The following is a 25,453-nucleotide window of genomic DNA, read 5'->3' as shown; positions in this document are numbered from 1 at the left end:
CTTGTTCATTAATTCGTTATCAAGCCATTGGAAATGAACCAATTCGCTCCAAAATCCAGGCTATGCTTCATCATTCTTCACTCTGACACTCAGCCATGCGATCAACGAATTTGGCTAGCGTCGTTGCCTCGAACAACACGTTGACGGGTAGATCGATTGCGAACATTTCCTGTATTTTTGCCATCACTTGCACGCCCGCCAATGAGTGTCCTCCCAGCTCGAAAAAGTCATCGTGAATGCTCAAACGATCAATACCCAGGACTTCACGCCAGATAGACGCTACCGCTTCCTCTGCCTCGTCGCGCGGCGCCACAAAGGTGTCTTGATCGTCGGTCCGAATTTCCGGCATTGGCAGCGCTTTGCGATCCAGCTTGCCATTGGCATTCAACGGCATGGACTCAAGCCATACCCAAGCCGATGGCTGCATGTAGTCGGGCAGTCCATCCTTAAGCAGAGACTTCAACCCATCCTGAACCGAAGCATCACCGCTCCAATAGGCGACCAGACGCTTCATACCCGGTGCGTCTTCTCGAACGATGACGGCGGCGGCATTCACGCCTGGATGACGCAATAAGCAGGCTTCGATTTCACCGAGTTCAATGCGATAGCCTCTGATTTTGACTTGCTGATCGAAACGCCCTAAAAATTCAATATTTCCGTCCGCGCGATACCTCACCCGATCGCCAGTTCGGTATAAGCGCCCGCCATCGTGCGCGAACGGATCCGGTACAAAGCGTTCTGCGGTCAAACCGGGTTGGCCGATATACCCACGACTAATACCCTCGCCGCCAACCAGTAATTCACCCGCGACACCGACAGCGACGGCTTGCATAGCGGCATCGACGATGTGGATGCGCATATTGGCAATGGGGGTGCCTATCGGTAGTGTCGCATCGCAATCGGTCGGTTGAACGCGATAAACACTGCACCATACTGTGGCTTCGGTCGGACCGTATTCGTTGAATAACTCGACGTTCGGTAAACGCGTGTGATGGAGTTCAGCCAAGACGCCTGGGCAAGCTTCGCCTGCGACAATGGCGGCATGCAGGCTTTGCAAAGCAACGCTGGGAACGTGCTCCAGTAACACTTGATATAACGAAGGCAAGGTTAAAAGGTGAGTGACCTGGTTTTGCTCAATCAAGGCACCCAATCCAAGCGGTTCTTTCAGTAAGTTGTCGTTAGGTAAACAAAGGGCAGCTCCCTGGCTTAAACTCCAGAAAATGCCAGCCACCGAGCTATCGAATGCAAACGACGGTAATAGCAGGTAACAATCAAGCGGTTCACGATAGTGAGTGCTTCTCGCCAATGTTGAATGCAACAGATTGGCATGGCTGACCACCACACCTTTGGGTTGACCGGTCGAACCGGAGGTGTAAATCAGGTAGGCAGCGGATGTCGGAAATCGCTTAACAGATGGGTTAGTCGCACTGTATGCGCCGAACTGATGCGGTTCGTCGACGCAGATTTTCACTAAGTGGCCGGAATCCAAAGCCGATGCCAAGGACATCACAGTTAATAACCAATCAGCCCCAGCATCCTGAAACAAATAAGTCTGCCGTTCTTGGGGATAGCTTGGATCAACAGGTACATAGACCGCACCTGCTTTCAAGATGGCCAACATGCCGATCAATAGGGCAGAACCACGGGGCATGCTTAACGCGATGCGACGCTCCGGACCGGCACCTTGTGCGATCAGATAATGCGCCAACCGGTTGGCTCGCTGATTTAACTCGGCATAGGAAATTCGCTGCTCGCCAAATATCAAAGCCGTTGCCTGGGGTTGACGATCTACAACCGCTTCAAATAGATCAACGATACTCCGGTGCTCTGGGTAACAAGTTGTTGTGCTATTCCAGGCAGCCAGCTGCTGTTTTTCCGGCACAGTCAAAAACGCTAATTGACTCAACCGGGTGGTGGGTTCCGCCAATATGCCGTTCAGCAGACATTGAAAATGTCCCAGCATACGCAGCACTGTCAATCGGCTCATGACGTCACAACGATAGCTAAACACGACCTTCAAACCCTGATCAATTTCCGCGCATAGCAAGGCCAAATCGAACTCTTCCGATCTTTCCGGCAAGGCAACCGTTGCAACCGCAACATCGCCCCACTGGCCGGCAATACCGGATTGCCCCAAGGCCAGCGCCGCCGCCAATGGGTCATCCGCGGACTGCAATACGAACCAGGTCCGAAATGGTGCTATATCGTTGGCGGTGCGATGCAATACTTTTTCCACCAACAACGCATAGGGATAATGTTGATGATCGAGTGCTTCCAGCACGGTGGTACTGACATGAGCCAAGTAATCGCAGAATGGCTGTTCGCCATGAGGTCGGCTACGCAATGCGACTGGATTGACAAAATAACCCACTAAATCTGCAAATTCGCGCTTGGGTCGTCCTAAGGTTGGGCTGCCGACGATTAGATCGGTTTGACCACTATAGCGGTACAGCAGGGTCTTAAAGACACTCAATAACAGCGTATACAGCGTGGTGTGATGAATTGCGGCCAAGCACTTAAGTTTATTCAACGTTTCAGTCGAAATATGTAGCGTTTCCGCGGCACTTTGGGTTGAATCAGCACCGGCAGATAATCGTTCACCTGGCAGCTCCACCCTGGGTAACTCACCAGCCAGCTGCCGCCGCCAATAGTTCAAGTCTTGTTCGGCGGCAGCGCTGTCCAGATAATTCCGTTGCCATGCGACATAATCCGAGTAAACCGACTTAGAGGATGGCAATAGAGATGTCTGACCGGCGCTTTGAGCTAAATAGAGTGTTTGTAACTCCGTCAGCAATACTTGCAGAGAACGAAAATCGACGATTAAATGATGCGCACAAAATGCCAGAACAGGATAGTCATCATCACAACTGAATACCCCGCATCTCAGTAGCGGTCCATGCTCTAGGTCAAACGGCTTGTTGAAGAAAATTTGCAGATTCTTCATTTGCTGCGAGTGATCACGGCAGTCAACCTGTTCCAGCCATGGCTCTAGTTGATCAAGAAGTAGACAAACCGGATGTTGATCGGTGCCCAGCTTAAACCCAACACGTAATTGCAAATGTCGCTGATGTAATTCAATCAGTGCGCGACCCAGCGCTTCGCGGTTTAATTCGCCCCTGATTTGCAATGCAATGAGCATGTGGTGCAAGGCTTTGCCCGATACTAATTGCGCTTGGGTCCACAATGCCTGCTGGTTGTAAGACATCGCGGAGTTCAAAGCCCCATCTATGTCGGCGTTGGCAATAGAAACAGGCGCGTTGGCGGCAAGTTTGGCCAGACTCAGCGCGGTTACAGCACAAGCAGATAAGGTTGAGCTACCGAGTAAGTCAGTGATGGGTAGATCGATGCCCAGCAAGTCGTCGATGAAATATTTCATTTCCACGGCTTTCAACGAATCCAAACCCAGTTGCGATAGCGTATGGTTTGATTCGACAGCACCTGCGGCCAATCCGGATAACGCTGCGGCTTTCAGTGCAAGATGTTCTGCCAATAAATCGGCGGCATTGCCGCTATCCATCGTGAGTAAAGCTTGGCGCAATAAGCGGCGTTCGCTTGCCCCCGAATCAACACTCACTAAAGACTGTGATATTTCACTCGTCACTTGTAAGTTGTCGATGGCGATAAATTCAAACCCATGCTGGATAAAAAGCTCACGGCAAGCGTTTCGCCGAAGTTTTCCGCTACTGGTTTTTAAAATAGCGCCGGGTTTTAGAAACAAAATCTGGTCGGCTTGGATACCGCATTCTTCGGTCAACCGGGCACGGATAGCCGAGAACTCGCTTCGATAATCACCTTGTCTGACTCGATTTCGTTTTAATTCGGCTAACACAATCAGCCTTTCGCCATCGCCTTCATCAACCGAAAATGCCGCTGTCGATGCAGGATTCAAAGCATCGGTTGCAGCTTCGACAGCGTACTCAAGATCGTGCGGATAATAATTACGGCCACGAATAATGATCAGATCTTTCAGGCGCCCGGAAACGAACAATTCTCCACCGTCGATAAATCCCAAGTCACCCGTGCGTAACCAGGGTTGGCCATGGGCATCGTAAACAAATGTTTTTCCGCTAACGTCAGGATTCTGCCAATAGCCCCGGGCGATACAGGGACCGCTCAGCCAAATTTCTCCGATTCGACCATTCGGGCAACAAGTGGCGTTATCAAGATCGACAATACGCAAGTCTTGTCCATCATGAATATCGATGGTTCCGCATCCTACAAGGCTTCTGGCATTCAATTGATGATCACCAATCGAATGGACTATGCCTTGCTCTAAGGCGGCTTTATCGAATGCGCGAATCTTTGGAAGGGATTGTTTAGCGCCGCCAGTCGCCAGTAATGTTGCTTCGGCCAGGCCATAACAGGGATAAAATGAACGCCGTTGGAATCCACATGCCTTAAATGCGTCGCTGAATCGTTGCAAGGTCAGCGGATTGATAGGCTCGGCGCCATTGAATGCCAATTGCCAACTGCTGAGATTAATCCCCATCAATTCATCGCGATTGATTTTTTGGACGCACAAATCGTAAGCAAAGTTAGGACCGCCACTGGTATGCGCACGGTAATCGCTAATGGCTTGCAACCAGCGTAGCGGTTTTTCCAAAAACGCCATCGGCGCCATCAAAATTGCACTGGCGCCACAATACAGGGGTTGCATGACATTACCGATCAGGCCCATGTCGTGATAAAGCGGGAGCCAACCGACCACAGTCGACCGTTCGTCGTGGCCAAATCGGCGTTTGATTAACTGTTGATTAGCCATCAGGTTACCGTGGCTAATCATCACCCCCTTTGCGTCGCCGGTAGAGCCCGAGGTGTATTGTAGAAAGGCCAAATCCTTCGCTTGTAAGATAGGAGCCTGCCATGAGCTTGCATCGACATTGTGTTCGACGACATCAGTTTGCAACCAATGTTTATCTAACAAATTACCCGTGGCGCCGGGGAAATGACGAATGTTCTTGGCAACTTGCTGGGTGGTAAGAATTATTTTGGCTTTGCTGTCATCGAGAATGGCCTGTAGTCTGGGCATATGCCGATTATTACTCGGCGGATAGGCCGGAACAGCAATCGCCCCTGCACAAAGGCAAGCAAAAAAGGCTACGATGTAATCCAGGCCGGGCGGATAGAGTAATAAGGCTCGCTCACCTTGCAAACCCATCTGCTGCAACAATGCGGCTAATTGCCTGGATTTTGCGTTCAGTTCGCCATAGGTCAGCGAATGCTGGCCTGATGCGCCATAATCCAAAAATGTATACGCAATCCGGTGAGGATGACATTCTGTGCGTCGCTGCAACACATCCGTCAGAGAAGTGGCTCCTTCTACCCTTAAAACATCATTGGCGGAACCATCAAAATAATGTCGCTCGTTTAACATCTTGCCTCCGGTTCTATCCAACCCAATGTTGAATGAAATTTCGTCTTTGAATTTCCGCCCCTAATTTCAAATGCAATTCATAATCGCGTATTGCTTTTGTCTTGTTACTAAGTGGCGTAAAACCGGTAGCGCTTGAGCGCTTTAGTCGGTTGACAATAGAAACCTAACGTTCCTTGAAACCGGTTATTTGAAATGGAGACGACTAACGGAAATAATTTCCCCACCATAGTGTTGGCGTAGCAACAGGTCAAAAGCACCCTTGCAATCTGTCCGTTTTTGCCCGGATGATGCAGTTGGGAGGGCTTGCGCCGAGAAATTGAACAGTCCATTAGAAGATGTCCAAAAACCCAGAAGAAAACATTCACCCTCCTTCAAAGCCAAACTTGCATTAACAAGTTGTTGATTTTATTTGCCATCGAACGACCTGCACTAAGAATTGCCTGTCCCGCAATACCTTGTTGGGTTTGGTGTTCCGACTGGCGCTGGTCGCCGAAAAAAGTTGGCGCAAGATACGCAGATTTAAACGCCTGCCAGAGGTGATTGAGGGCATCCGTTTTCAGGACGGCATCGCTGTCATCATGGAAACGTGGAAAACTGAAGAAACCCAGCAGATGGCCGCCTGATTCAATTCAGCCATACACCAGATTTGACTATTTCTCTTAGTCCTATGGCCGATTCCGAGCATTTGATACTTCAAAAATCCATCATTGCCAAAGCTGGTCTTTTGTTGGTGGCGTCAGATTGGTTTCAATTTGAAACCGGCGGGGCGTTGAAATACCTAAATATGTGTCAAATTCCAAATTCAAACGATCAATTGCCCTTGAGTCGCTGCCAAACTGATCGTCACCACGGTACCGGAATTGAATGCCAAGTAGTCGGTTTCAATACCGTCCGAGAAGATCACGCCATTTTCAGGCATCTGCGATTCCAGTTTGAGCGGCGTGGCGAGTGTGATGGCGCCGAATACCAAGCTGGTACCGGTAGTCAGGCTCGGAAACGGTTCACGAACGGTAAATTGCAAGCGTTGTTCATGCCAGGCAAAACCCTTCTTAAGCGGATGGGACTCGCTGCCGGAAACGCCTAAGGCCCCTGCCAAGATCGACTGAAACCAGCCAGTCGAGCCAAAGCCTGTCGAGATAATGATGCCCGACGATGATTGAGTTTCCTCTCGGCCATTCCACGACAGCAGGTATCGGGCCGAAGTGTGGCTTTTCGGTCCGACAAACAGGTCATTGACTGCCAGAATGCGTTGACCATCATTGGTCCTAGCCTCGGCAAAGGTAATGGTTTTGCAAGCCGACTTGCCGGCAAGGGTACGCGTCACCACTGATTGTAACTCCCCTATTTCGAAGGGCAGCAGTTTCCCATCCCATCGATCAGGATCGGGATTGATGGCAATGACCGGCTGGCCTTCGAGATATTTCAGGGTATTGGCTACCAGTCCATCCTGGCCGATGGTGACCACGATATCAGTTGGTCCAAACTGGTAATTGGGCAGCAAACGCCGTTCCAGCAGTTGAAACCGGCCCAATGCTTTCAGCGTCCGTTCGGCCTCTTGCAGACGCCACTGATATCCGACAGTTTCAATGGGTCTTCCGAAACATAAGTCAGACCGTCGTTTTTCAGGCTGTAATTCAGCATCTCGGCCATGCTTTCCGGCTCGGCCACACGATACGTCATCTGGCCTTGCACAGTCACAGATTGAAAGTCTGCAGTCAACAGCTTGAAAATGAAGGGAGCTTCCTGAGCACTGACCGGTACGGCGGCGATCGAAGCCGTGGCGACATTGTATAAAAAGCTCAAGCCTTTACCTTTTTTTCGAACCTTGCCATTGACGGTTTTAATGACAAACGTTGATCCTGAATCCGGCGTTTTTGTCATTACTTATGGCCACCTTTTGAAGTAGTATGAATTCTGCCTTTAGAAGCGTCCGGGATTATTAGACCATTTCAAATGTGACTCACCGAGCCTGACTTAATGTGACGGGCCTGACGGAATTACGGGTTGGCTGTGCCTGACCGCTGAATTGGCTTGAATCTGCGGTTTTGCGCCTGTGATGAGCCGTAGCATAGCCATAAAGCTCTCTTCTCCGAGCGAGCCTTTAGTCTTACCGTCGTACTCTGTATCCAGAACGCTCGCCGGTTGGTACGCGCCCGACAGGTATGCGTTGATTCGTGCGGTGCGCTCAAGCAGCGCGGAAGAACCGGGAACGAACCGGTCCGGAGCGGCAAGCATGGCTACCAGCGACTTGAATTCTCCATCCGAAAGGGCGGCAAAATTCCGGTGAAAATAGGTTTCGGCGGCGGCGGAAAAACCATAAATCGCGACACCGTTCACTTGCCCCAGGTATGCGGTATTCAGCAGCAACGCCAGTTGTTCTTCTTTCGACACCAGCGTATCGAATGCGTACCGGGCTATCAAGGTTTGGCGAATCTTGGCGATACCCTTCTGAAATCCGTCTGGAAAATATAACAGCTTGACCAAACCCTGGCTGATCGTCGTCATGCCCGCACCCGGTGTGTAGAGGTCCACCCCTTGGTGTTCGTAAAAGGCCGGATCCTCTATCGCCAGGAGCCATTGCAAACGTTGGAGCGGCAGATCCCGTAAGCTGATCCGTTTGCCGTGGGTTTGCCAGGCTAGGGCTAGAATTTTGGGCGTCTCGCTACGCGCAACACGGATTTCGTTGGCATAGTAGCCAGTCAACACAGTGCCGGAAAGCAAAAGCAGGACCGCGACAACACGCGTCAGTCGTCTAAAATTCACACTGCACACCTAGAGCAAACCCTAGCGTCCGGATCCGCCGGTCAGTCATGCAATGTCCCGTCTAAGCCACGATTGATGGTTGGGCAATACCAGGCAAAGCAATCCTAGAAAGAAATAGTCGAGCATCTGATTGACGGAAGACCATTCTTGCAAGATGTAGTGACCGATGAGCAGGCTAAGCATGAAGGCAAACCAGCCGTAAACGGCAAGCACTTTATGGCGATTGCAGAGAAGTACGCAGCCGAGTCCGATTTCGATGAACGGTATCGCGTACAAGTAAGCCTTGACCAGCCATGTGGGAAGCCGAATACGAAGGTCGCCTTGAAACAACCCCGCGTAGTATTCGAAAAAACCGCCGTGGCTGAAAAACTTGCTGGTGCCGGCAGTGAGCAGAATGATCGCCATCAGCACGCGAACGACGCGTTCGGCGTCTTTTAGAGTTGATTGTTCAATCATGGTAAGTCTCCAGGTGCTAAAAGATACGGCGCATCGACAATCGTCGCGGCAAATTTACCGGCATCCCAGTCGTTGTCCGGTTAGGCATCGTCGTTCTCACAATACCCCCAACGCTTTAAGCGCGCTTTTACCCAGTTCTAAACGCTTGCCGGCGTCGGCCGCATTGCGCATATCCATATTCAATGCAAAGGTGTAAACGCGGTCTTGCTTCTCCATCCGACCCACCAACCGACTCCCGGACCCGGCGCATTTTGCCAGCCGGTCTTGCCGTATAACGTCCAGCCTTCCCCTTCTTCCAACAGGACAATTTCGCGGACACTGGCTTGAACGGCTCTGGGAAACGGCAACTGGCCTTGGGCAAGTTTTGTGTTTGAACAAAGTGGTCAACACAATCGCTACGCTTAGCACTTTGTCCAGCCCGCTAGACAAGGCGATGCGCCGTTGCAAGTCGTCGGCTTGCAAGCCTAGCATCAATCCAGCAAGGCTTGGTCGCAATCGGTTTGCGCCACCCGCAATTCGGCGAAATCGGCGTAAAGCTGCAAATCCAAGCGTTAGTAAGGTACCGGTTGGCCTTGCAAACGGGCCAGCCAGACGCAATCGCCCAGCAGCAAATGGTTCCAGGTGCCGTGGATGGAACGAAAAAATACGCCCCTATCCTATTTGCGTTCGGCGTCCGGCAAGGATGCGCATGCGCTGTACAGACGCTGATTGACCCACTGGCTGTATCGCGCCTGCAACTGCAAATTTTCCAATAAATTCATAAGACCACTCCGCACTCTTGGTCTATGGTCCGCCGAAAAGCCTGTTGCAAGCGTTGGAATACCGGGCCGGGGCAACCAGGCAATGATCGGCAATCGATACTGGCGACCGGAATCAGTTCCGCCCCGGTGCCGGTCAAGAAACATTCGTCGGCGGCGTAGAGGTCGTACACGCCCAATGGCTGCTCCCTGGTTTCGATACCATTGTCTTGCGCCAACTTTAACACCAATTCTCGGGTGATGCCTTCCAGCGCGCCTTCGCTGCACGGCGGCGTCAGCAAGCGGCCGTCGCGGACGAGGAAGATGTTGTCGGCGGTGCCCTCCGCGACCCGCCCTTGGGCATTCAGTAATATCGCTTCGTCGGCACCGGCATGGTTGGCTTCGATTTTGGCCAGAATGTGGTTCAAATAATTCAGGCTTTTGATGCGCGGATCGAGGCCGTCGGCCGGCAAGCGGCGTACCGAGGACACGATTAGCCGCGCCCCGGCCTGTTGTTCAGCGATTGCAATCATCGTCAACTGGTCGGCGATGGCGATGACATTGGGCTGTGAACAGCTATTGGGATTCAAGCCCAGCGGTCCGGCGCCGCGCGTCACCATCAGGCGGATATAGCCGTCATCGTCGGCAAACGCTTCGATCAGTCGTTCGATCACGGCATTCAATTCTTCGGTGGAGAGTGGTATTGCCAGCGCAATCGCCCGCGCCGACAGCTGTAGCCGCTGCAAGTGCCGTTGCAGACGGAAGGCACGGCGCTTGTAAAAGCGTATGCCTTCGAACACGCCGTCGCCGTATAACAAACCGTGGTCGTTGACCGGAACGGTCGCCTGTTCTGTGGGTAGCAGTTGGCCGTTCAACCAAGTTACCGATTGCTTGACCATCGTATCCTCCTGAGCTGTTCTAATGAGTTGGTTGGAGGCGCTACTTTAGGCTATGATCCGGCAATCGATACAGATGCAAACTCTGTTAATTATATCGATACAATTTTAGCCATAATTGAATTGTATCGGTTGCCAAGCGCCGAAACTGTATTGCTCGCGCCATGAATCTTCGTTACGAAAACCTCGCCGAACATTTATATAACGCCATCGTCCAGAATCTGTACCGGCCAGGGGAACGCCTGCCCAGCGTACGCCAGCTTAGCCGGCAGCACCAAGTCAGCACCGCGACGGCGGTCAGCGCCTTGCGTTTGCTGGAGGATCAGGGCCATCTCGAAGCCAGGCAGCGTTCTGGCTATTACGTCAAACCGCGCCCACGCAGTTCGCTGCATGAACCAACGATGTCGGCACCGCCGCGCGAACCAACGCTGGTGACGGGTCAGGAATGGGTATTGCGTCTGGTCAAGGCCACCAACGATCCGAAGATCGTGCAATTGGGCGCGGCGGTGCCGGCGGCGGCATTTTTACCGACACAAAAAATGGCCCAGATGTCGGCCAGTGTCGCCCGCCGTTACAGTCAGCGCATTGCCAATTACGAGTTCCCACCGGGTGAACCGGAATTACGCCGGCAAATTGCCAGGCGCATGTCGGAACAGGGCTGCCCGGTCGATCCCGACGACATCCTGATCACCAACGGCTGCCAGGAAGCGCTGACACTAGCCTTGCGGGCGGTTACCAAGCCGGGAGACATCGTCGCCGTCGAGTCGCCGACCTTTTACGGACTGTTGCAAGTCATCGAATCGTTGTCGCTACGCGCGATCGAAATTCCGACCCATCCCCGCGACGGCATCGCACTGGACGCACTGCAACTGGCCTGCGAGCAATGGCCGATCAAGGCTTGTATCGCGGTGCCCAATTACAGCAACCCCTTGGGCTATTGCATGAGCGACGAACGCAAACGCGCGCTGGTAGAGTTGGTCAACCGCCATAAAATCGCGCTGATCGAAGACGATATATACGGCGACTTGGGTTTCGGCCCGCAACGGCCGGCTATGGCGAAAAGCTGGGACAGCGAAGGCCGGGTGTTGTATTGCTCGTCGTTTTCCAAATCGCTGTGCCCCGGTTTACGGGTGGGTTGGCTGGTGGCGGGACCGTACCTGGAGCAAACCGAGTACCTGAAATACGTCGGCAATCTGGCGACGCCGACTCACGCGCAATTGACGGTCGCGGAAATGCTGGCCAAGGGCGGTTACGAACGGCATCTGCGTCAAGCGCGCAACCAATACCGGCAAGCGGTGGACAGAATGACGGCGGCCATCGGCGCTTATTTTCCGCTCGGCACCCGCGTGACCCAGCCGGAGGGCGGCTTCGTGATCTGGGTGGAGTTGCCGGAAACGGTCGATGCGACGGCGCTGAGCCGGCGAGCATTGGAGCGAGGCATCAGTATCGCGCCCGGTCCAATGTTCTCGGCGACGCAAAAATACCGCAATTTCATCCGCCTGAATTGCGCGGTGGATTGGGACGAACGGGTCAATCAGGCCTTGGTCAGATTGGCACAGATGGTCGGCGGGCAATGACCTGGGTTTTACTGCCCTCCCCTGCAATTCAAAGAGGCCTCATCGAACAGACGTTTGCACCAGAACAATCTGGTTCTAAGTCTACTCCGCTAATTTCAATGCGCTGGGCGACACGCCATATTGCTTTTTAAATACCCGGCTGAAATGCGCCAACTCGTTAAAGCTCCCACGAAAGGCAATCCGCGAAATCGTCAATCCCGCCGTTTGCCGTTGCGCGATCGCTTGATGGCAACGCTCCAAGCGTCGCTGCAGAACATAGCGCATCAGAGATTGCTGTTCTTGTTCGAACAGGGCATTGATATAGTGCGCCGAGGGTCCGACGGCTTGGGCAATGCTGCTTGCATTCAGCGCCGGATCGGCCAGTCGCCGTTCGACATGGCGTCTGATTTCCAGCAGGGTAACGGCTTGGGACCGCGACGACTGGATAGCGTTAGGCAGAATCTCGGCTAACGCCAACAAGTCCAACAAAGTCTCGCACAAGCTGTCCAGTGCCGGCTGATGAGTTGCGGCAAGCGGGCAGACCACGATTTCAAGAAGTCCGCGGCCACCTTAGCTGCACCAAACCGATGGCCGTACACAAAAAACGAGACAGGCAACATTGCTAGTGGAACGGAGAAGAATGGCGTCCAAATCCGCTCCCGGCGGATTTGTCTTTTGGATACTTTTCTTTCGACTACATGGATGCAGGAGGTAGAGCAATGCAGGAGCAATTGCCGAGGCCAAGCACAAATTCGTCTGGAACGAATTTGAACAGCCGATAGGCTGGCCCGCGGGGCGAAAACCAGGAATGATTTTCGTAGCGAAAGAAACTCGGCTGTCGGGCCGAGACCCGACATTAAAATCAGTCGCGGCAAATTCAACAACATGCGTACGATTACGCTACCGCTAATCGTACCTACGCGGGCTGGCGCCCGGTCAAGACTTCTTCATCACCAGCTATATGACCGCCAGTGCGTTTTGGGCGGACGGCAGCGATATCGCCGGCACGGCGGACGCGGCGCATAGCATGACCGCGCAATTTACAGCCAGCGATTCGACGATGCTGAATACCCTTTCAACCAGCGTTCCGTTACCGCCTTCGGCCTGGCTGTTGTTCAGCGGCATCACATTCCTAACCTATTCGCCGGCCCAAAATCGCAAACATTCGCCGGTATCGGGAATCTAGAGCCGACCGCCGGCGACATGCGACGCCGAGTCTTTTTTGCCCGACGCCGACCTAACGATACTCGACGCCGAGTGTTTTTTGCTCGGCCGACCAGCCGCGATTCAACCCCGCTCTTCCCAACCGGAGCCACCCAAGCCACGCGGCCGGAGTACAAATCTAGATTTGTACTCCAATGCGACTATCCCATGACGCCAAGCTCCACAGCTGTCGGGCCGAAACCCGACATTAAAATCAGCTTCGCGTTAGCGAAACACAAGATAGATTTGCTTTCAATCCGCGTGGGCACAAACACCGTGCCCACCCTACGCGACTGATTGAGCAACGTTACAATCGCGACGGGGTTGTCCCCTGATGCCGCGCCGAGCATCGGAGGGTTCGAGCGGATTCGCCCGACAGGGGCGCGGCAGGGATGCCGCGCGTTTTTGGAGGGCTATGGATAGCCCTTCCAAAAACCCCGCTCAAACCCGCAGGAGCGCAGGATATAAGCGGCATGGGGTGTCGTTTCTTTTGGATACTTTTCTTTGGACAAGCAAAGAAAAGTATCTCGGCTGTCGGGCCGAGACCCGACATTTAAACCAGCCTTCGCGGCAGCGAAACCATTAAAACAAAAAGCGTTTAATACGAGCGGGCGTCTATCTACTCTATCGATGCGCTTCACGTTGTTCGGCACAGCTATGGTCCTGTCCGCTCGATGGAAGGGTTGGGCGTCATACCGCCACACCGAAGGTTTGATCGACAGGGAGATACGCCGAGGGGGTTGTTAAGCGACTACCGGCTTGACGAAGCCAAGAGTCAAACCAAACGTACCAAGCAAGCAAAGCGTTCTCCCCAAGATCCATAACCAGCGCTGGCGGTAGCAGAGCTGACAGATCGCCGCCACGCTGTTGGTGGAGCTGTGCGCGGTAGGTACTTCCTAGCTGCCCGAGCATTGATAGCTCTAGATAGGAACCGCAGGAAATTAGAACGTGATCAGGGACAACAATGAAATCCGGTTGCTCGCTCAGCGGGACGCCGGTCAGTTCGGCCACCACGTTCGACTTGAGGGTTTCTGGCGTTGGGCAGTCAAACCCCCAAATTACGAAGAGTGAGTCAAAGACCCGCTGGCCCTGGCCTGCCTCAAAGAAGCGACGCTGCAATGTCTTGAACCTTCTTCCCTTAGCGATCGAATCCTTAAGTTCCGTTGGGCTCAGGGTTGTCTTTATCTCTAGAAGCGAATAGACGGCCTCGACGGGCCAAAGCTGATTGCGCGATGTTCCGTAGAGCGGTGAATTATTGAGAGCATCGACGACAACCAAGTCTGCCTGGTTTGAGAATCGCCCTTCGTGCGAAATGACCATGCCCGACTCAACCCCAAAACGCTTGGGAAGGTGCTCTGTAAGGAACGCTCTAACGAGGTCTTCTCGGTTCTCTCCGGCAGAGAGGTGATGGGTCGCAAAGTCCCGTCGTATTGAAGTGGATTTGACTCGCATCTCGCGAGCGATGTCTGCCAGATATTCGGGTAGGACCAAAGCTCTCTCCTAATGACGCCCAACTAGTAATTAAAAAGTCCTGTATATCACCCATTCCAAGCTGATCCACCGCCCGGCCTATTCTAACAAACATCTCCATCCCCGATTCAATCAAGCCAAACTGCCAAACTCCATCGACTACCGCAAACGCCACCTCATCCTCCCCAATCCCCTTATAATCCAGCCACAAAAACCCCGCCGGAGACCGCCATGCTCAAACATGCCAACGCCTGGAAAGACCACTTCCCGGAATTCGCCGGTTGCCGGGACGCGGTGGTGGAACAATTGATGGCGGCGGCGACGCTGGTGACGGTACCGGCGGGCCAGCAGGTGTTTTATCCGGGCAAGACTTGCGAGCATTATTTGTTGCTGCTGTCCGGCAGCGTCAAGGCGCAGATTTTGTCGGCCGACGGCCGCGAGGTGTTGCTGTACCGGGTGTTGCCGGGCGACTCCTGCGTGCTGACCACCTCCTGCCTGCTCGGCGACAACGAATACCCGGCCGAGGGTTACAGTGAAACCGACGTTAGCGCCTTCGCGATTCCGGCCCACGTGTTTCACCGCTGCTTGCAGCAGTCGGCATTCTTCCGCGAATTCGTGTTTCGCAATTTCTCGGCGCGGCTGGCCGACGTGATCAAGCGGATGGCGGCGCTGAGTTTTGCCAGCATCGACCAGCGCTTGGCGCAAACCCTGTTGGCGGCCGACGGCCCCACGATCCACAAAACCCATCAGGAACTGGCGCTGGAATTGGGCTCGGTGCGGGAAGTGGTATCCCGGCACTTGAAGCGTTTCGAAAGCCTGGGTTGGTTGACTTTGCAGCGCGGCAGCATCGAAATCCTCGACGCCGCCGCGTTGCGGGGATTGCTGACCGGCGGCGACTAATCGTCGCGCTGTTGGCGCTGTTCGTTGCCCAGCAATTGGATGAAGATAAAACCCAGTATAAAACCCAAGCCCGCCGCCAACATCAGCGGCAATGCGAACGGGATGTCGTGGGGATCGCGCAGATTCATATGCAAAATGCTCTCGGCAAAACCGAAGATCAAGTCTCTCATAGCCATTACCTACCGTTTTTAGTTATCGGAACGCCCGCGATACCGGCTGACGGCGGCGGACGGTGCCAATGTAACGCTGGGGTTAATGGCGATCAGTGACTAAGTCACCGAGGCGGCGTACAAATCCAGATTTGTACTCCAATGAGTCGCTGGCGCCGGTTGCCGGCTTTGAGTTTGTTGTCTTCTTTCGACAATGCGTTGCCGCCAACCCAACGGTCGTGAATTCCAGCCTTGATTAGGACTTAATACCGCCAAACCGCATCCATTTTTAGCGGGCATCAAAGCTTGGATGTGCAACTCAGGATTTGTATTCCCGCTAATCGTCCCGGTCTTCCGGCAAATTCAGGCTACGATAACCGGCGTGCTCGGTAAATTGCCTGGCCAAACGCTCGCGCCCCAAACTCGCCAAGGTTTGACCAAAACTGGAATACGGGTAGTCCTCCAAGCGGCTCGCGTAACCGTGCTTAACCGGATTGTTCAGCAGATAATTCAAGCGCACGTAGTAGTCGCGTTCGTCGCGCGGGCAGTAGTCCCAATAGTTCCACCAAATCGGTAATTCGGAATGTTGGCGGTCCAGGATATAGCGGGCCGACAACACGTGGAGTTTGCGGAAGATTTTCGGCAAGTCGCTCCCAAGAGCGCTGGTCGCCATCAGATGGTAGTGGTTGTCGAGTATCACCCAGTGTTCAAGTTGCCAAGCTTTTTCGGCCAGACAATCCCGCATGGTTTCCAACAAATATTGCTTAACGTCGTGGTCTCGCAGTAGCGGCCGCCTTCGATAAATCGCACCAGTGACGAAATATTGCGCGCGATCGAGTTGTAAATGCGCCGGCGCGTGTCGACCTTTCTTAAACATCGGCTTCAACTCCCCGGAAAGTCCTCTTCCGAGTCTAACGAAATTTATCGGTAGTACAAATCTAGATTTGTACTACGGGAGACGGACAACCGGACCAAGAACCAGCATATTTAGAGTGTGGACTAGGCGGATGGCGAAAACTTATCGCAGGCGCGATAAACGCCAAGCTTCGCAACCTATCAGCCGGCGAACCCTACTGGACTTGCGCTCCGAAACGCCGCTCTCGCCGAAAAGTCCGCTATTTTTCTGCTAGCGAGTTCCCAGTTCAGTCGGTTTTATCGGCCAAAGCAAGCGTCGTGCTTGGAGTACAAATCTAGATTTGTACTCCGGCTAACGGACAACCAGACCCCGAGCCAGCATCTTAAGAGAATGGACTAAGCGGATGGCGAAAACTTATCTCAGGCGCGATAACCCCAGAAGCTTTGCAACCTATCAGCCGACGACCCCATCTGGAGTTGCACTCGGAAACGCCGCTCTCGCCGGAAAATCCGGTATTTTTCTGCTAGCGAGTTCCCGGTCAGTCGGCTTTGTCCACCAGAGCAAGCGTCGTGTCATGGAGTACAAATCTAGATTTGTACTCCCGATTTTTTGCAGGGCGCCCGCCAGCCGCCCATCCAAAACGCCGCCGCCATCGCCGCGTAGCCTGCGACGAAGGGCCAGGTCGTGGCCGGGCCGTAGGCGTTGACGATGGCGCCGCCGGCGATCGCGTAGCCGTGCATCAGGCCGGTGGCGCTGATCGCGGCGGCGGCCAGCGCCCAATAAGCGGCGGCGCGGTAGCGGGCTTCGATTAAACAGACCGTCAGCGCCGACCAAATCATCGACGTGAAAATAAAACCGCGTTCCAGCGCAATCAAGCCGCCGATCGGCAACTGTTGCGTCAACGCGGTCAAGCCGACCGTTTCGACGTTGGCGCCGGCGGCACGCAAGCCGCTTTCCAGCATCAACAGACCCCAGCCCGCCAGGGCCGGGAAGAAACCGACCACGACGGCCGGGGCATGGTCGGCCGGCGTGGCCTGAAAGGCTTGGGCGGCGATGGTAATGCCTATCCACAGCAAAATCGCCGCGCCGGCCTCGACCGGCACCAACGCCGCCACCCAGCCGACCAAGCCCAACAGACACAGCATGGTGATGGCGACGCCGTTGGCCACCGAATAGCCGGCGCCGGCGCCCATCTTTTTCCAGCCGGGATGGCCGATGTAGATCGTGGTCGGAAATACGCTGCCGCAGCAGGCCGCCGCGATCGTGCCGACGCCGTTCATCGCCAGCGAGCTACGCACGCCGAAGCGGTCGCCGGCCGCCTCGGCGCTTTCCAGATTTTGCAGCGAGCCAATCAGGTTGAACAAGCCCATCGGCACGATGACCGGCAGGAATTGCAGTAAATAGTTCGAAAAGGTCGCTTCCAGCAAATCGCCGAGGTACAACGCCGGCCATTGCGGATTCAGCGCGAACGCGGCGTTCAACGCGGTGGCATCCATCCGCCCCAAGCCCCAAGCCAACCCGGTGCCCAACACCACCGCGACCAGACCGGCCGGCACGTCGAAAGGTAGGCGCAATCGGCCGATGTACTGCAGCAGAATCACCGCCAGCGGCAGCAAGCCGACCAAGGGCTGAGCGAATATCCGAAAGCAAAAATCCATGGCAATGAAGGTGATTGCGATGCCGGCCAGCGTCGCCAGCAGGGCCGCGCGCGGCGTGATGCGCTTAACCCAGCTGGCCAGAAAGGCGCCGGCCAGCTCGATGACGCCGGAACCCAGGCAGGCCGCCAAACCAACCCGCCAGGCCAATTCGGCGTCGTGGCTTTGCTCCAACACCGGCTTCATCACGAACAACACGTGAGCGAACAAGGACACGGTGTTGACGCCGTAGGGCAGCGCGGTCACTTGCGCTTGGCCGGTCGCCAGCGCTAGCCGGCGCGCCTGCCAGGCGTAAAAGCCATTGCCGACCAGCAGACTCACCGCGACGCCGGGCAAAATTCGCCCAAACACCAGATCGCCCGGCATTTGCAACACATTGCCGCACAGCACGACGATCAGGATCAGTTGAATCAGGTTATCGACAAACAGGCCGAAAAAGCCATCCAAATCGCCGGCCCGCCACCAGCGGAACGACGTGTGCGCATCGCTTGGCATCGTAGTTCCGGCTTAACTTTGAAACGACAGCCGTTCGCCGTGTACGCCGCGCCAATCCAGCGAGAAGCTCTCGACGGCCCGGTCGGTGGCCGGCGCGGCCAGCATGGCCCGGGCGATGTCCGGCGGCAGCGTGACCGACGCGACGCCGAGCTTCGAGACCTGCAAGACCTGCTGGACGTTTTTGAAGCTGGCCACCAACAATTTGCTCGGCAATTGGTAACGGTCGATCAGCGCTTGCAAGTCGCCCACCACGCCGAGGCCGTCCTGGCCCAGGTTGTCGATCCGGTTCAAATACGGCGCCAGATAGTCCGCACCGTTCAGCGCCGCCAACCAGCCTTGCTGCACGTGGTAAATCGCGGTCGCCAATACCGGAATGTCGTGCTGCCGCTTGATTTGCTTGATCGCGGCCAGACCGGGCGCATGCGCCGGTATCTTGACGACGATGTCGTAGGGCAATGCCGCCAGTTCGAGCGCTTCCGCGACCATGGCTTCGGTCGTCACCGCCACGACTTGTACGTGTACCCGAAGCTGTCCGCGGAAAATATCGGCCAGGGCCGGCAGCCATTGCTGCAAGCCTTGACCGCTACTGGCCAAAATGGTCGGATTGGTCGTGACACCAGCCAGCGGCAAGCTGACGGCAAGCGCTTGAATCGCGCCCAGATCGGCGCTGTCTAAGTAAAGTTCGAACATAATCGCAATCCGTGACAGTCAAAACAGCTTGCGATTATTGAGAATGCCGGCCGGGAAAGCAAATCGGCCGCGATCCGGCTGTCAAACCCCTCGGCGGCGGACCAGCAAGAACGGCAGGCCGGCGGCGAACAACCCGGCCGCGGCCGGCAACGGCACCGGTTCCAGATTGGCGGACAGGCTCAAACTGTCGATGGCGATCGTGGCGTAGCCCGGAATGTCGTACCAGTCGTAAACCGGGGTTTCGACTTGCATCCGTTCGTAAACGTCTTGAAGCGGGCAACCGTCTTCCTGGCAATTCGGATCGCTGTATTCGGTGCCAATGTATACCGACACCCATTCGGTGGTGTAGCCGACGATTTGCTCGTAAGCCTCGACCTGGGTCACGGCCAGTATCGACGCGGTGAACTGACTGGCCGGCGCGCCCCCGACGCCGAAACCGTGGTTCCCGAATAGGTCGTCGACCGATCGCACGTCGCCGGACAGATTGAGATAAGCCGACGAATAAGCGTTGCCCTGAAACGAATACCGGCCGGTGAACGCCACGTTGTAGCCGCTAATCCGGTAGCCGGCCTTCGGCGCGAAATTGAATTTCAGATCGATCGAACCGAGTCCGGCCACGCCGTTGTCGGTCAAACCGTGGGTATCGTCGTAGACCTGCATACGGTCGCCGAAATCCACTTTAAAACCGTTGGCGATCGGCATGATTGCCAGTTCGGCGGCGGGGATCGGCGTGACTTGCACGTTCCCGCTGGCGTTGGCGCCGTCGTCGGCGATCGAAAACAAAAATTCGTCGGTGTCGAAGCGCAGTTCGGCGGTCCCGACGTCCCAGACGGTTTGACTGGCCAGAGCCGTATTGGTCAGGCCGAATCCGGCCATCGCCGCCAATCCCAGCCATTTGAAAGATTTGCGTTGCATCGTCATTCCTCCCCAAAAAAAGATCATCGCGACCGCGACGGAATGCCCGGCCGACGGCGGCAAGCACCGCGATACCCTTAATCAACGAAAGGTAGTTTGCAAACTAAGCGGCAAAAGACGCCTTGCCACGATAGACCGATAGCGGATCGCTGTAAACCCGGTTTTTTCCTTTTCTTGCCCGATTGGCGATCCGGCAATCGGCGTTAGCGCGCCGCCGCCTGCTCGAAATCGACCCGGCTATGGCCGAGCACGGTGCCGGTCGCGAAAGCCAGATCGACCAGCGCCACCTGATAATCGCCGACCGCCCTGACCTCGCGCAATTGCGCCTCACCCAGCCGGGTCAAGGTTTCCAGCACTTCGGTCATCGTCCGCAAGCCTTCCCGAAATTGCTTGAGTTCGGCGTCGTAATTCAGGCCGGCCAACAGCACGTTTTGCCGCGCGGCCAATATGCGCCGCCAGTTCTGGCCCAACACGTCCAGCGCATCGTAAATCTCCCGGCGCACGCTGAGTTCGCGCAATTGCTTGGTGGTCAAGCGTTGCAGACGCTCCTGCACCGCCTTGTCCAGCCGGGCGCGGCGCAATTCATTGGTCAACGGAATTTCCATCCGCAAGCCGACCGACCAGTCGGAATAGCGTCCGCTCAGGGTTTGATCGAAGGCGCCGTTGATCGAACCGGTATCGCGCCCCAAGCCGGCATATTGATAATCCAGCATGAACATCGGCAAGGTCTGATTTTCCAGGTAATCGATTTTGGTGGCGTCGGCGGCCAGCTTCAATTCCAGTTCCAGCAACTCCAGCCGCCCCTCCAAGGCCCGCGCCGCCAACTGTTCCCGATCGAAGCCGAATTCCAACAAGGTCGGCTCGGTTTCCGGGATCAAGACCGTCGGCGAATCCAAATCGAGATTGGCGTCGTTCAACAGCAGCTTAAGCTGGCGTTGCCGGGTTTTCAGCGTGGTTTCGGCGACGATCAAGGTTTCCAGCCGCTCGGCGACGCCGATCTCGGCGCGATTGATTTCGACCGCGGCGGTCAGACCTTCGCCGACCCGTTTTTTGACCATCGCCAGATTGCCGGCGGCATTTTCGTATTGCTGGCGGCGTACGTCCAACTCGCCCCAGGCGACGTAGAGACTCCAATACGCCCGCTCGACCGCCGCCAGCACCCGAATCGCCTGCAAGCGGGTTTTGACATCGACCGCCTGTTGTTCGTAGCGGGCGATGCGGATGCCGGCCACATTGTTGGCGATGCCGGCGTCGCGCAGCAACGGCTGGCTGATCGAAAAGCGCAGCGCATTGCGGTATTGGTCGGAAGCCACGCCGCGATATTGCTTCTTGGCGTCGAACGGCGCGCTAATGGTGACCTTGGCGCCGGTCCGCAGCGGTATCACCACGCCGGCCTCCAGTTCCAGGCCGTCGGTGCGTTGGGCAATCGCGGTCAATTTATCGGTTTCGTTTTTCAGCGGCGAATCGGCGTCGCTGGGCGTAAAGGTCACGACATCCAAATTCTCGGCCGGGGTGTTCTTCTGGCCGTACTTGGCTTTGGCAAAGATCAAATCGTCGAATTTGGCTTGTTCCTCGCTGACAGCCAATTGCGCCAGCTTGGGGTCGATTTGAGCAATTTTCAAATCCAGATTGTTTTCCAGCGCCAAGCCGCGCACCGCCGCGATCGACAGGCGCCGGCTGGCTTCCGGCTCGGCGGCCGGCCGCTCGGGTCGGAGTTGCACGGATTTGGGCGGCGCTTTGGGCAAGTTGGTCATCAAGCGTTCCTTGAAGCGCGGCAAAGCCTGTTCGACGGTTTGCGGCGGCGCGGCGGACAGCGCCGGCAAGTTCAATCCTTGATCCATTTGCAGCCGCTCCTCGACGCGTTTGGCCAATTGGCGGTCCGGGGCGGTATCGAAATAGCCGGCGCAGCCGCCCAGCGCGAGCAGCAAGACTAAGCCGCCTAGCGCCGGGCAGGCGTTTGGCAAGCCGAGGTGGTGAGTGCGCCGCTTGCTCATTTCAGCTTCTGCCTGACCAGATCGTTGATCGGCGCCTCGACGGTCAATTGCGGCGGAAACGCATTGAGCTGGCGCCACAATTCGTAGGCCATCGTCACCCGATTCAACAATATCCAACCCTTGACCCGCACGCCTTGGCGCAAAAAACGCTCGCTGGGCCATTCGCGGTCGGCCGGGTCCGGTATCACCAGAACTCGGAATTTGCCCTTGCCGTCGTCGCTGGCGTCGACGAAGGCGACGCTGCCGCCGAAGGTACCGACCGCCACTTCCGGCCAGCCGGCGAATTGCAAGGCCGGCCAGCCTTCGAATTGCAAACGGGCGTGGCGGCCGGGCGTGATCAACGCCGCGTCGTTGCCGTCCACCCACAATTCGACGGCCTTGACGTCGCGGTCCGGCACCAGCACCAACAGCGGATCGCCCTGACGCACCAAGTCGCTGTGCGGATTGGCCAGCAGGCGCAACACACTGCCGTCGCGCGGCGCGGTAATCGATTGCGATTGTTGGCGGGACACATCGACTTCGGCCTTTAACAGGCTGGCGCGGCCGTCCTCGAGTTCGCTCTGAGTCTTGTTGGCCGCCGCGCTGGCCGAATCGATGCGGGCCTGGGCGTCGGCGCGAATCCGGCCGATCTCGGCTTCGGCGGCACGCTGCTCGGCCAGCGCGCCTTCCAGACTGGCTTGGGCGCTGTTCAGACCGCGCCCGGCCACGACGCCGTCGCGCTCGGCCAGTTCGAACTCGCGTTGCGACACCAAGCCGTCGCCGAGCAAGCGTTGCAGACGCTCGCGCTGCAAACTGGCGGCGTCCAGCGTGGCCCGGGCCGAAGCGATCGCCTCGGCGGCGGCGCGGGCGCGTTGCTTGGCGACGTCGAGCCGGTATTGCGCGGTCGCCACCTGCAAATCCCGGGTGGCTTGCAGATTGTCGAGCTGCAGCCGGTAGGCGTTCAACTCGTCTTGCTTGGCGGCCAGTTTGGCGGCGGCCGCGTCGCGCTGGCCAGCCAGGCGCTCCAACAATCGCGGATCGACATCGGCGATATCCAGCAACACTTCGCCGGACTTCACCTTGTCCCCTTCCTTGACATGCCAGGCCACGATACGGCCGCCGACCGGCGCCTCGACGGTTTGCTGACGCTCCAGCGGCGCGAACGCCGACACCCGCCCGCTGGCGTGGATGTTTTGCTGCCAGGGCGTCACCAACAAGGCCGGCGGCGTCAGCACGAACACCCAGACGCATGCCCGCGCCCAACGCCCGACCGTCCTCGGCGTATGCGCGGCCGCCAGGGCCGACAAGCGGTTATGCCATTCGTCCATCGCCCTCTCCTCCCCACTCGATGACGCGCGCCAGACCGCTTGCCACCGCCGGCACGCCGGTCGTCACGATCAAAGTCCACGGCGCGTCGGCGGCGCACAAGGTCGCCAACACCGCGTCGCGCCAATCCTGGCTCATGTCGTCGAGCAAGCCGTCCACGATCAAAATGCCGGGCCGGCCCGCCATCGCCCTGGCCAGCAGCACCAAATGGCCTTGCGCGGCCGACAGTGGCGCGCCGCCCACCGTCAACTCGGTGGCCAGCGCGTCGAGCGCCGCGTCGTAGCCGAAGCGAGTCCAACCCAAGCGCTCCAAGACCTGCCTGACCGCCTCGGCGTCGATGTCCGACCGGCCCAGCCGCACGTTCTCGAACAAGCTGTCGGCCACCCACTCCGACCGACCCACCAGCGCGACCCGGTCGCGCAAATTTTCCAAGCGCAAGCGTCCCAATTCGACGCCGCCGATTTCAATCCGGCCGCTAGCCGCCGGCCTTAAGCCGCACAGCAGTTCGACCAAGGTGGTCTTGCCGGCGGCATGTCCGGCCAGCAGCGCGACTTTTTCGCCGGCACCGATCGCGAAGCTCAAGTCGTTGAAAACCGGCCGGCGCTGGCCGTAGGCAAAGCCGAGCCGGGTCACGTTCACCGCCAACGCGCCGGCCGCCGGCAAGGCCTCGCCATCGCCGCGCTCCAACGGCAAATCCAGTAAATGACCGATTTTATCGGTCCCCGCCATCAGATCGTAAAACCCTTCCAAATGCTTGCCGAACTTGATCAACGAAATCAATGCCGAAGACACGATCAATTCGGCGGCCACCAATTGCCCCAAGGTCAAATGCCCGTCGATGACCAGATAACCGCCCAGCGCCAACAAGCCGGTGCTGGCGACGGCGTACAAGGCCAACGAACCGACGATTTGGCGCAGCAACACCCGAAAGTGACCGCGCTTGGCGTCCAGATAGCTCAACGACAACGCATCGGTCCGTTGGACCGCCCAGCGCGGCCCGCCGGAAAATTTGAAAATCTGCTGATTGGCGGCCACGGTTTCCAGCCAAGCCACCAACGCGTACTTGGTAATGGATTCCTGAACTGCGGTTTTCACGCCGCCCCGCCCCAATACAAACACGATCAAGCCGATCAGGAGCAGCAATACCACATCGAAGGCCAGCAGGAACGGATGATAAAACGCCAGCATCAGCAAACCCACGCCGGTTTGCACCAGCGTGCTCAAGCCGTCCAGCAACAAGGCCGAACCGGCCTTTTGCAAGGTCAGCACGTCGAAAAAACGGTTCACCAATTCGGCGCCGTGGTGAGCGTCGCCGGTTTCGCGCCGCACTCGCGGCAAGCGGTGGGCCAGATCGCTGGCCAGGCGCACGAACACCCGGCGCTGAACGATTTCGACCAGATAGGCCTCGAGCACATGAACCGCGCCGGCGAAGGTCAGAAAGAAAAACAGGATGACCGCCAACACCAGTAGAGGTTGGCCCATGCCGCCCATCGCCACGGTGTTGACCAGTGCCTGCACCGCGACCGGCGACGCCAGGGCCAGCAAGCCGGAGCCCAAGGCCAGCCCCAGCACCAGCCAAAGATCGGGTAAATCGGCGCGCAGCAACTCGACCAAACGCCGCCAAGGCGGCAGATGGCCGTGGCCGTCGGGACTCACCGCGTTGGCCAAGGGCGCCCTGGCTTGTATCAGCCACCACCCGGTCGAACGGTCGCCGCTCAAGCCTAGCAAGCCGGCGACCTCGGCCGGCTTGATCAAACGCTCTTCGACGGCGTCGCCGTGAATCAGCGCGACCCGCACCGAACCGGCCCGAAAGCCCGACAACACCAACCACCCCTCCCGCTCGGCCAGTTCGGCCAGCAACGGGGTTTGCGGCGCCGAGGTTTCGGCGGCGGCGTTCGGCGTGAGTACCGCCGGCTCGAGACGCAGACCCAAACGGTCGGCGAGTTCGGTCAAATTCGCCGGCGGGTCCGGAACCGGTCCGGTTTCCGGCAGCGCCAACAGTCGGCTCAAAAATGCTTGTAAGGTCCGCATCGTTTCAC

20 protein-coding genes are annotated in these 25,453 nt (G+C 56.7%); 4 read left to right on the top strand and 16 right to left on the bottom strand.

The window, feature by feature from the left end:
* Positions 1-70 precede the first annotated feature (70 nt).
* A complete protein-coding gene (locus BJL95_RS00760) occupies positions 71-5,374 on the bottom strand; it encodes a non-ribosomal peptide synthetase (protein ID WP_071154885.1) in 5,304 nt (1,767 codons plus the stop codon).
* 455 nt (positions 5,375-5,829) lie between these two features.
* Between BJL95_RS00760 and BJL95_RS24995 the strand changes: the two genes are divergently transcribed.
* Positions 5,830-5,997, top strand: a complete 168-nt coding sequence (locus BJL95_RS24995) for a hypothetical protein (protein ID WP_175463624.1) — start codon at positions 5,830-5,832, stop codon at positions 5,995-5,997.
* 179 nt (positions 5,998-6,176) lie between these two features.
* On the opposite strand, the gene BJL95_RS00755 is transcribed toward BJL95_RS24995, so the two are convergent.
* From BJL95_RS00755 to ilvE, 5 genes are all read right to left on the bottom strand, one after another.
* Positions 6,177-6,875 (bottom strand): sugar kinase, encoded by a 699-nt coding sequence (locus tag BJL95_RS00755; RefSeq protein ID WP_254786651.1) that lies wholly within the window; start codon positions 6,873-6,875, stop codon positions 6,177-6,179.
* A 35-nt stretch (positions 6,876-6,910) separates the two neighbouring features.
* The gene (locus BJL95_RS00750) at positions 6,911-7,255 is read right to left on the bottom strand and encodes an SPFH domain-containing protein (protein WP_071154884.1); all 345 of its coding nucleotides are present in this window, start codon (positions 7,253-7,255) and stop codon (positions 6,911-6,913) included.
* 93 nt (positions 7,256-7,348) lie between these two features.
* Positions 7,349-8,137, bottom strand: coding sequence for a transglycosylase domain-containing protein (locus tag BJL95_RS00745; RefSeq protein ID WP_083385538.1), 789 nt, complete (start codon positions 8,135-8,137; stop codon positions 7,349-7,351).
* Positions 8,138-8,182: 45 nt separating this feature from the next.
* Positions 8,183-8,593: a MauE/DoxX family redox-associated membrane protein gene (locus BJL95_RS00740; protein ID WP_071154882.1), complete on the bottom strand. Its 411-nt coding sequence runs from the start codon at positions 8,591-8,593 to the stop codon at positions 8,183-8,185.
* 757 nt (positions 8,594-9,350) lie between these two features.
* Positions 9,351-10,229: a branched-chain-amino-acid transaminase gene (gene ilvE / locus BJL95_RS00735; protein ID WP_071154881.1), complete on the bottom strand. Its 879-nt coding sequence runs from the start codon at positions 10,227-10,229 to the stop codon at positions 9,351-9,353.
* Positions 10,230-10,390: 161 nt separating this feature from the next.
* Between ilvE and BJL95_RS00730 the strand changes: the two genes are divergently transcribed.
* Positions 10,391-11,803 carry a PLP-dependent aminotransferase family protein gene (locus tag BJL95_RS00730; RefSeq protein ID WP_071154880.1) on the top strand — a complete coding sequence of 471 codons (1,413 nt, stop codon included), beginning with the start codon at positions 10,391-10,393 and terminating at the stop codon, positions 11,801-11,803.
* Between the two features lie 81 nt (positions 11,804-11,884).
* On the opposite strand, the gene BJL95_RS00725 is transcribed toward BJL95_RS00730, so the two are convergent.
* The gene (locus tag BJL95_RS00725; protein ID WP_071154879.1) at positions 11,885-12,328 is read right to left on the bottom strand and encodes a helix-turn-helix transcriptional regulator; all 444 of its coding nucleotides are present in this window, start codon (positions 12,326-12,328) and stop codon (positions 11,885-11,887) included.
* Between the two features lie 415 nt (positions 12,329-12,743).
* Here BJL95_RS00725 and BJL95_RS00720 point away from each other — a divergent pair, with 415 nt between their 5' ends.
* Positions 12,744-12,968 carry a hypothetical protein gene (locus tag BJL95_RS00720; RefSeq protein ID WP_071154878.1) on the top strand — a complete coding sequence of 75 codons (225 nt, stop codon included), beginning with the start codon at positions 12,744-12,746 and terminating at the stop codon, positions 12,966-12,968.
* 707 nt (positions 12,969-13,675) lie between these two features.
* Here the strand turns inward: BJL95_RS00720 and BJL95_RS00710 are convergent.
* Positions 13,676-14,476, bottom strand: coding sequence for a DUF6602 domain-containing protein (locus BJL95_RS00710; RefSeq protein ID WP_071154876.1), 801 nt, complete (start codon positions 14,474-14,476; stop codon positions 13,676-13,678).
* A gap of 210 nt (positions 14,477-14,686) precedes the next feature.
* On the opposite strand from BJL95_RS00710, the gene BJL95_RS00705 reads away from it, so the two are divergent.
* A complete protein-coding gene (locus BJL95_RS00705; RefSeq protein ID WP_071154875.1) occupies positions 14,687-15,355 on the top strand; it encodes a Crp/Fnr family transcriptional regulator in 669 nt (222 codons plus the stop codon).
* On the opposite strand, the gene BJL95_RS24990 is transcribed toward BJL95_RS00705, so the two are convergent.
* From BJL95_RS24990 to BJL95_RS00670, 8 genes are all read right to left on the bottom strand, one after another.
* Positions 15,352-15,525: a hypothetical protein gene (locus tag BJL95_RS24990; protein ID WP_168031754.1), complete on the bottom strand. Its 174-nt coding sequence runs from the start codon at positions 15,523-15,525 to the stop codon at positions 15,352-15,354. The two genes, BJL95_RS00705 and BJL95_RS24990, sit on opposite strands and share 4 nt — an antisense overlap.
* Before the next feature lie 316 nt (positions 15,526-15,841).
* Positions 15,842-16,381 carry a transposase gene (locus BJL95_RS00700; RefSeq protein WP_071154874.1) on the bottom strand — a complete coding sequence of 180 codons (540 nt, stop codon included), beginning with the start codon at positions 16,379-16,381 and terminating at the stop codon, positions 15,842-15,844.
* A 566-nt stretch (positions 16,382-16,947) separates the two neighbouring features.
* Positions 16,948-18,510: a permease gene (locus BJL95_RS00695; protein ID WP_071154873.1), complete on the bottom strand. Its 1,563-nt coding sequence runs from the start codon at positions 18,508-18,510 to the stop codon at positions 16,948-16,950.
* A gap of 12 nt (positions 18,511-18,522) precedes the next feature.
* The gene (locus tag BJL95_RS00690) at positions 18,523-19,200 is read right to left on the bottom strand and encodes a transaldolase family protein (protein WP_071154872.1); all 678 of its coding nucleotides are present in this window, start codon (positions 19,198-19,200) and stop codon (positions 18,523-18,525) included.
* An 81-nt stretch (positions 19,201-19,281) separates the two neighbouring features.
* Positions 19,282-20,115: a hypothetical protein gene (locus BJL95_RS00685; protein ID WP_139306068.1), complete on the bottom strand. Its 834-nt coding sequence runs from the start codon at positions 20,113-20,115 to the stop codon at positions 19,282-19,284.
* Between the two features lie 203 nt (positions 20,116-20,318).
* Positions 20,319-22,109 (bottom strand): TolC family protein, encoded by a 1,791-nt coding sequence (locus tag BJL95_RS00680; RefSeq protein ID WP_083385536.1) that lies wholly within the window; start codon positions 22,107-22,109, stop codon positions 20,319-20,321.
* A complete protein-coding gene (locus tag BJL95_RS00675) occupies positions 22,106-23,416 on the bottom strand; it encodes an HlyD family secretion protein (protein ID WP_071154870.1) in 1,311 nt (436 codons plus the stop codon). The genes BJL95_RS00680 and BJL95_RS00675 overlap by 4 nt, the downstream gene beginning before the upstream one ends.
* On the bottom strand, positions 23,400-25,445 hold the full coding sequence (locus BJL95_RS00670) for an ABC transporter ATP-binding protein (protein ID WP_083385535.1): 2,046 nt from the start codon (positions 25,443-25,445) through the stop codon (positions 23,400-23,402). The genes BJL95_RS00675 and BJL95_RS00670 overlap by 17 nt, the downstream gene beginning before the upstream one ends.
* Between the last annotated feature and the right edge of the window lie 8 nt (positions 25,446-25,453).

The organism is Methylomonas sp. LWB, assembly GCF_001856095.1.
GTDB classification, from domain to species: Bacteria; Pseudomonadota; Gammaproteobacteria; order Methylococcales; family Methylomonadaceae; genus Methylomonas; species Methylomonas koyamae_A.
Note: the sequence above shows the minus strand (reverse complement) of the source record. Positions and strands in the feature narration are given on the sequence as shown.

Excerpts from the sequence above, each read along its gene's own strand:
- BJL95_RS00750 (WP_071154884.1), bottom strand. The coding sequence starts at position 7,255 with ATGACAAAAACGCCGGATTCAGGATCAACGTTTGTCATTAAAACCGTC.
- BJL95_RS00740 (WP_071154882.1), bottom strand. The coding sequence starts at position 8,593 with ATGATTGAACAATCAACTCTAAAAGACGCCGAACGCGTCGTTCGCGTG.
- BJL95_RS00760 (WP_071154885.1), bottom strand. The coding sequence starts at position 5,374 with ATGTTAAACGAGCGACATTATTTTGATGGTTCCGCCAATGATGTTTTA.
- BJL95_RS00675 (WP_071154870.1), bottom strand. The coding sequence starts at position 23,416 with ATGGACGAATGGCATAACCGCTTGTCGGCCCTGGCGGCCGCGCATACG.
- ilvE (WP_071154881.1), bottom strand. The coding sequence starts at position 10,229 with ATGGTCAAGCAATCGGTAACTTGGTTGAACGGCCAACTGCTACCCACA.
- BJL95_RS00670 (WP_083385535.1), bottom strand. The coding sequence starts at position 25,445 with ATGCGGACCTTACAAGCATTTTTGAGCCGACTGTTGGCGCTGCCGGAA.
- BJL95_RS00690 (WP_071154872.1), bottom strand. The coding sequence starts at position 19,200 with ATGTTCGAACTTTACTTAGACAGCGCCGATCTGGGCGCGATTCAAGCG.
- BJL95_RS00695 (WP_071154873.1), bottom strand. The coding sequence starts at position 18,510 with ATGCCAAGCGATGCGCACACGTCGTTCCGCTGGTGGCGGGCCGGCGAT.
- BJL95_RS00680 (WP_083385536.1), bottom strand. The coding sequence starts at position 22,109 with ATGAGCAAGCGGCGCACTCACCACCTCGGCTTGCCAAACGCCTGCCCG.
- BJL95_RS00720 (WP_071154878.1), top strand. The coding sequence starts at position 12,744 with ATGACCGCCAGTGCGTTTTGGGCGGACGGCAGCGATATCGCCGGCACG.
- BJL95_RS00700 (WP_071154874.1), bottom strand. The coding sequence starts at position 16,381 with ATGTTTAAGAAAGGTCGACACGCGCCGGCGCATTTACAACTCGATCGC.
- BJL95_RS00685 (WP_139306068.1), bottom strand. The coding sequence starts at position 20,115 with ATGCAACGCAAATCTTTCAAATGGCTGGGATTGGCGGCGATGGCCGGA.
- BJL95_RS00705 (WP_071154875.1), top strand. The coding sequence starts at position 14,687 with ATGCTCAAACATGCCAACGCCTGGAAAGACCACTTCCCGGAATTCGCC.
- BJL95_RS00730 (WP_071154880.1), top strand. The coding sequence starts at position 10,391 with ATGAATCTTCGTTACGAAAACCTCGCCGAACATTTATATAACGCCATC.
- BJL95_RS24990 (WP_168031754.1), bottom strand. The coding sequence starts at position 15,525 with ATGAGAGACTTGATCTTCGGTTTTGCCGAGAGCATTTTGCATATGAAT.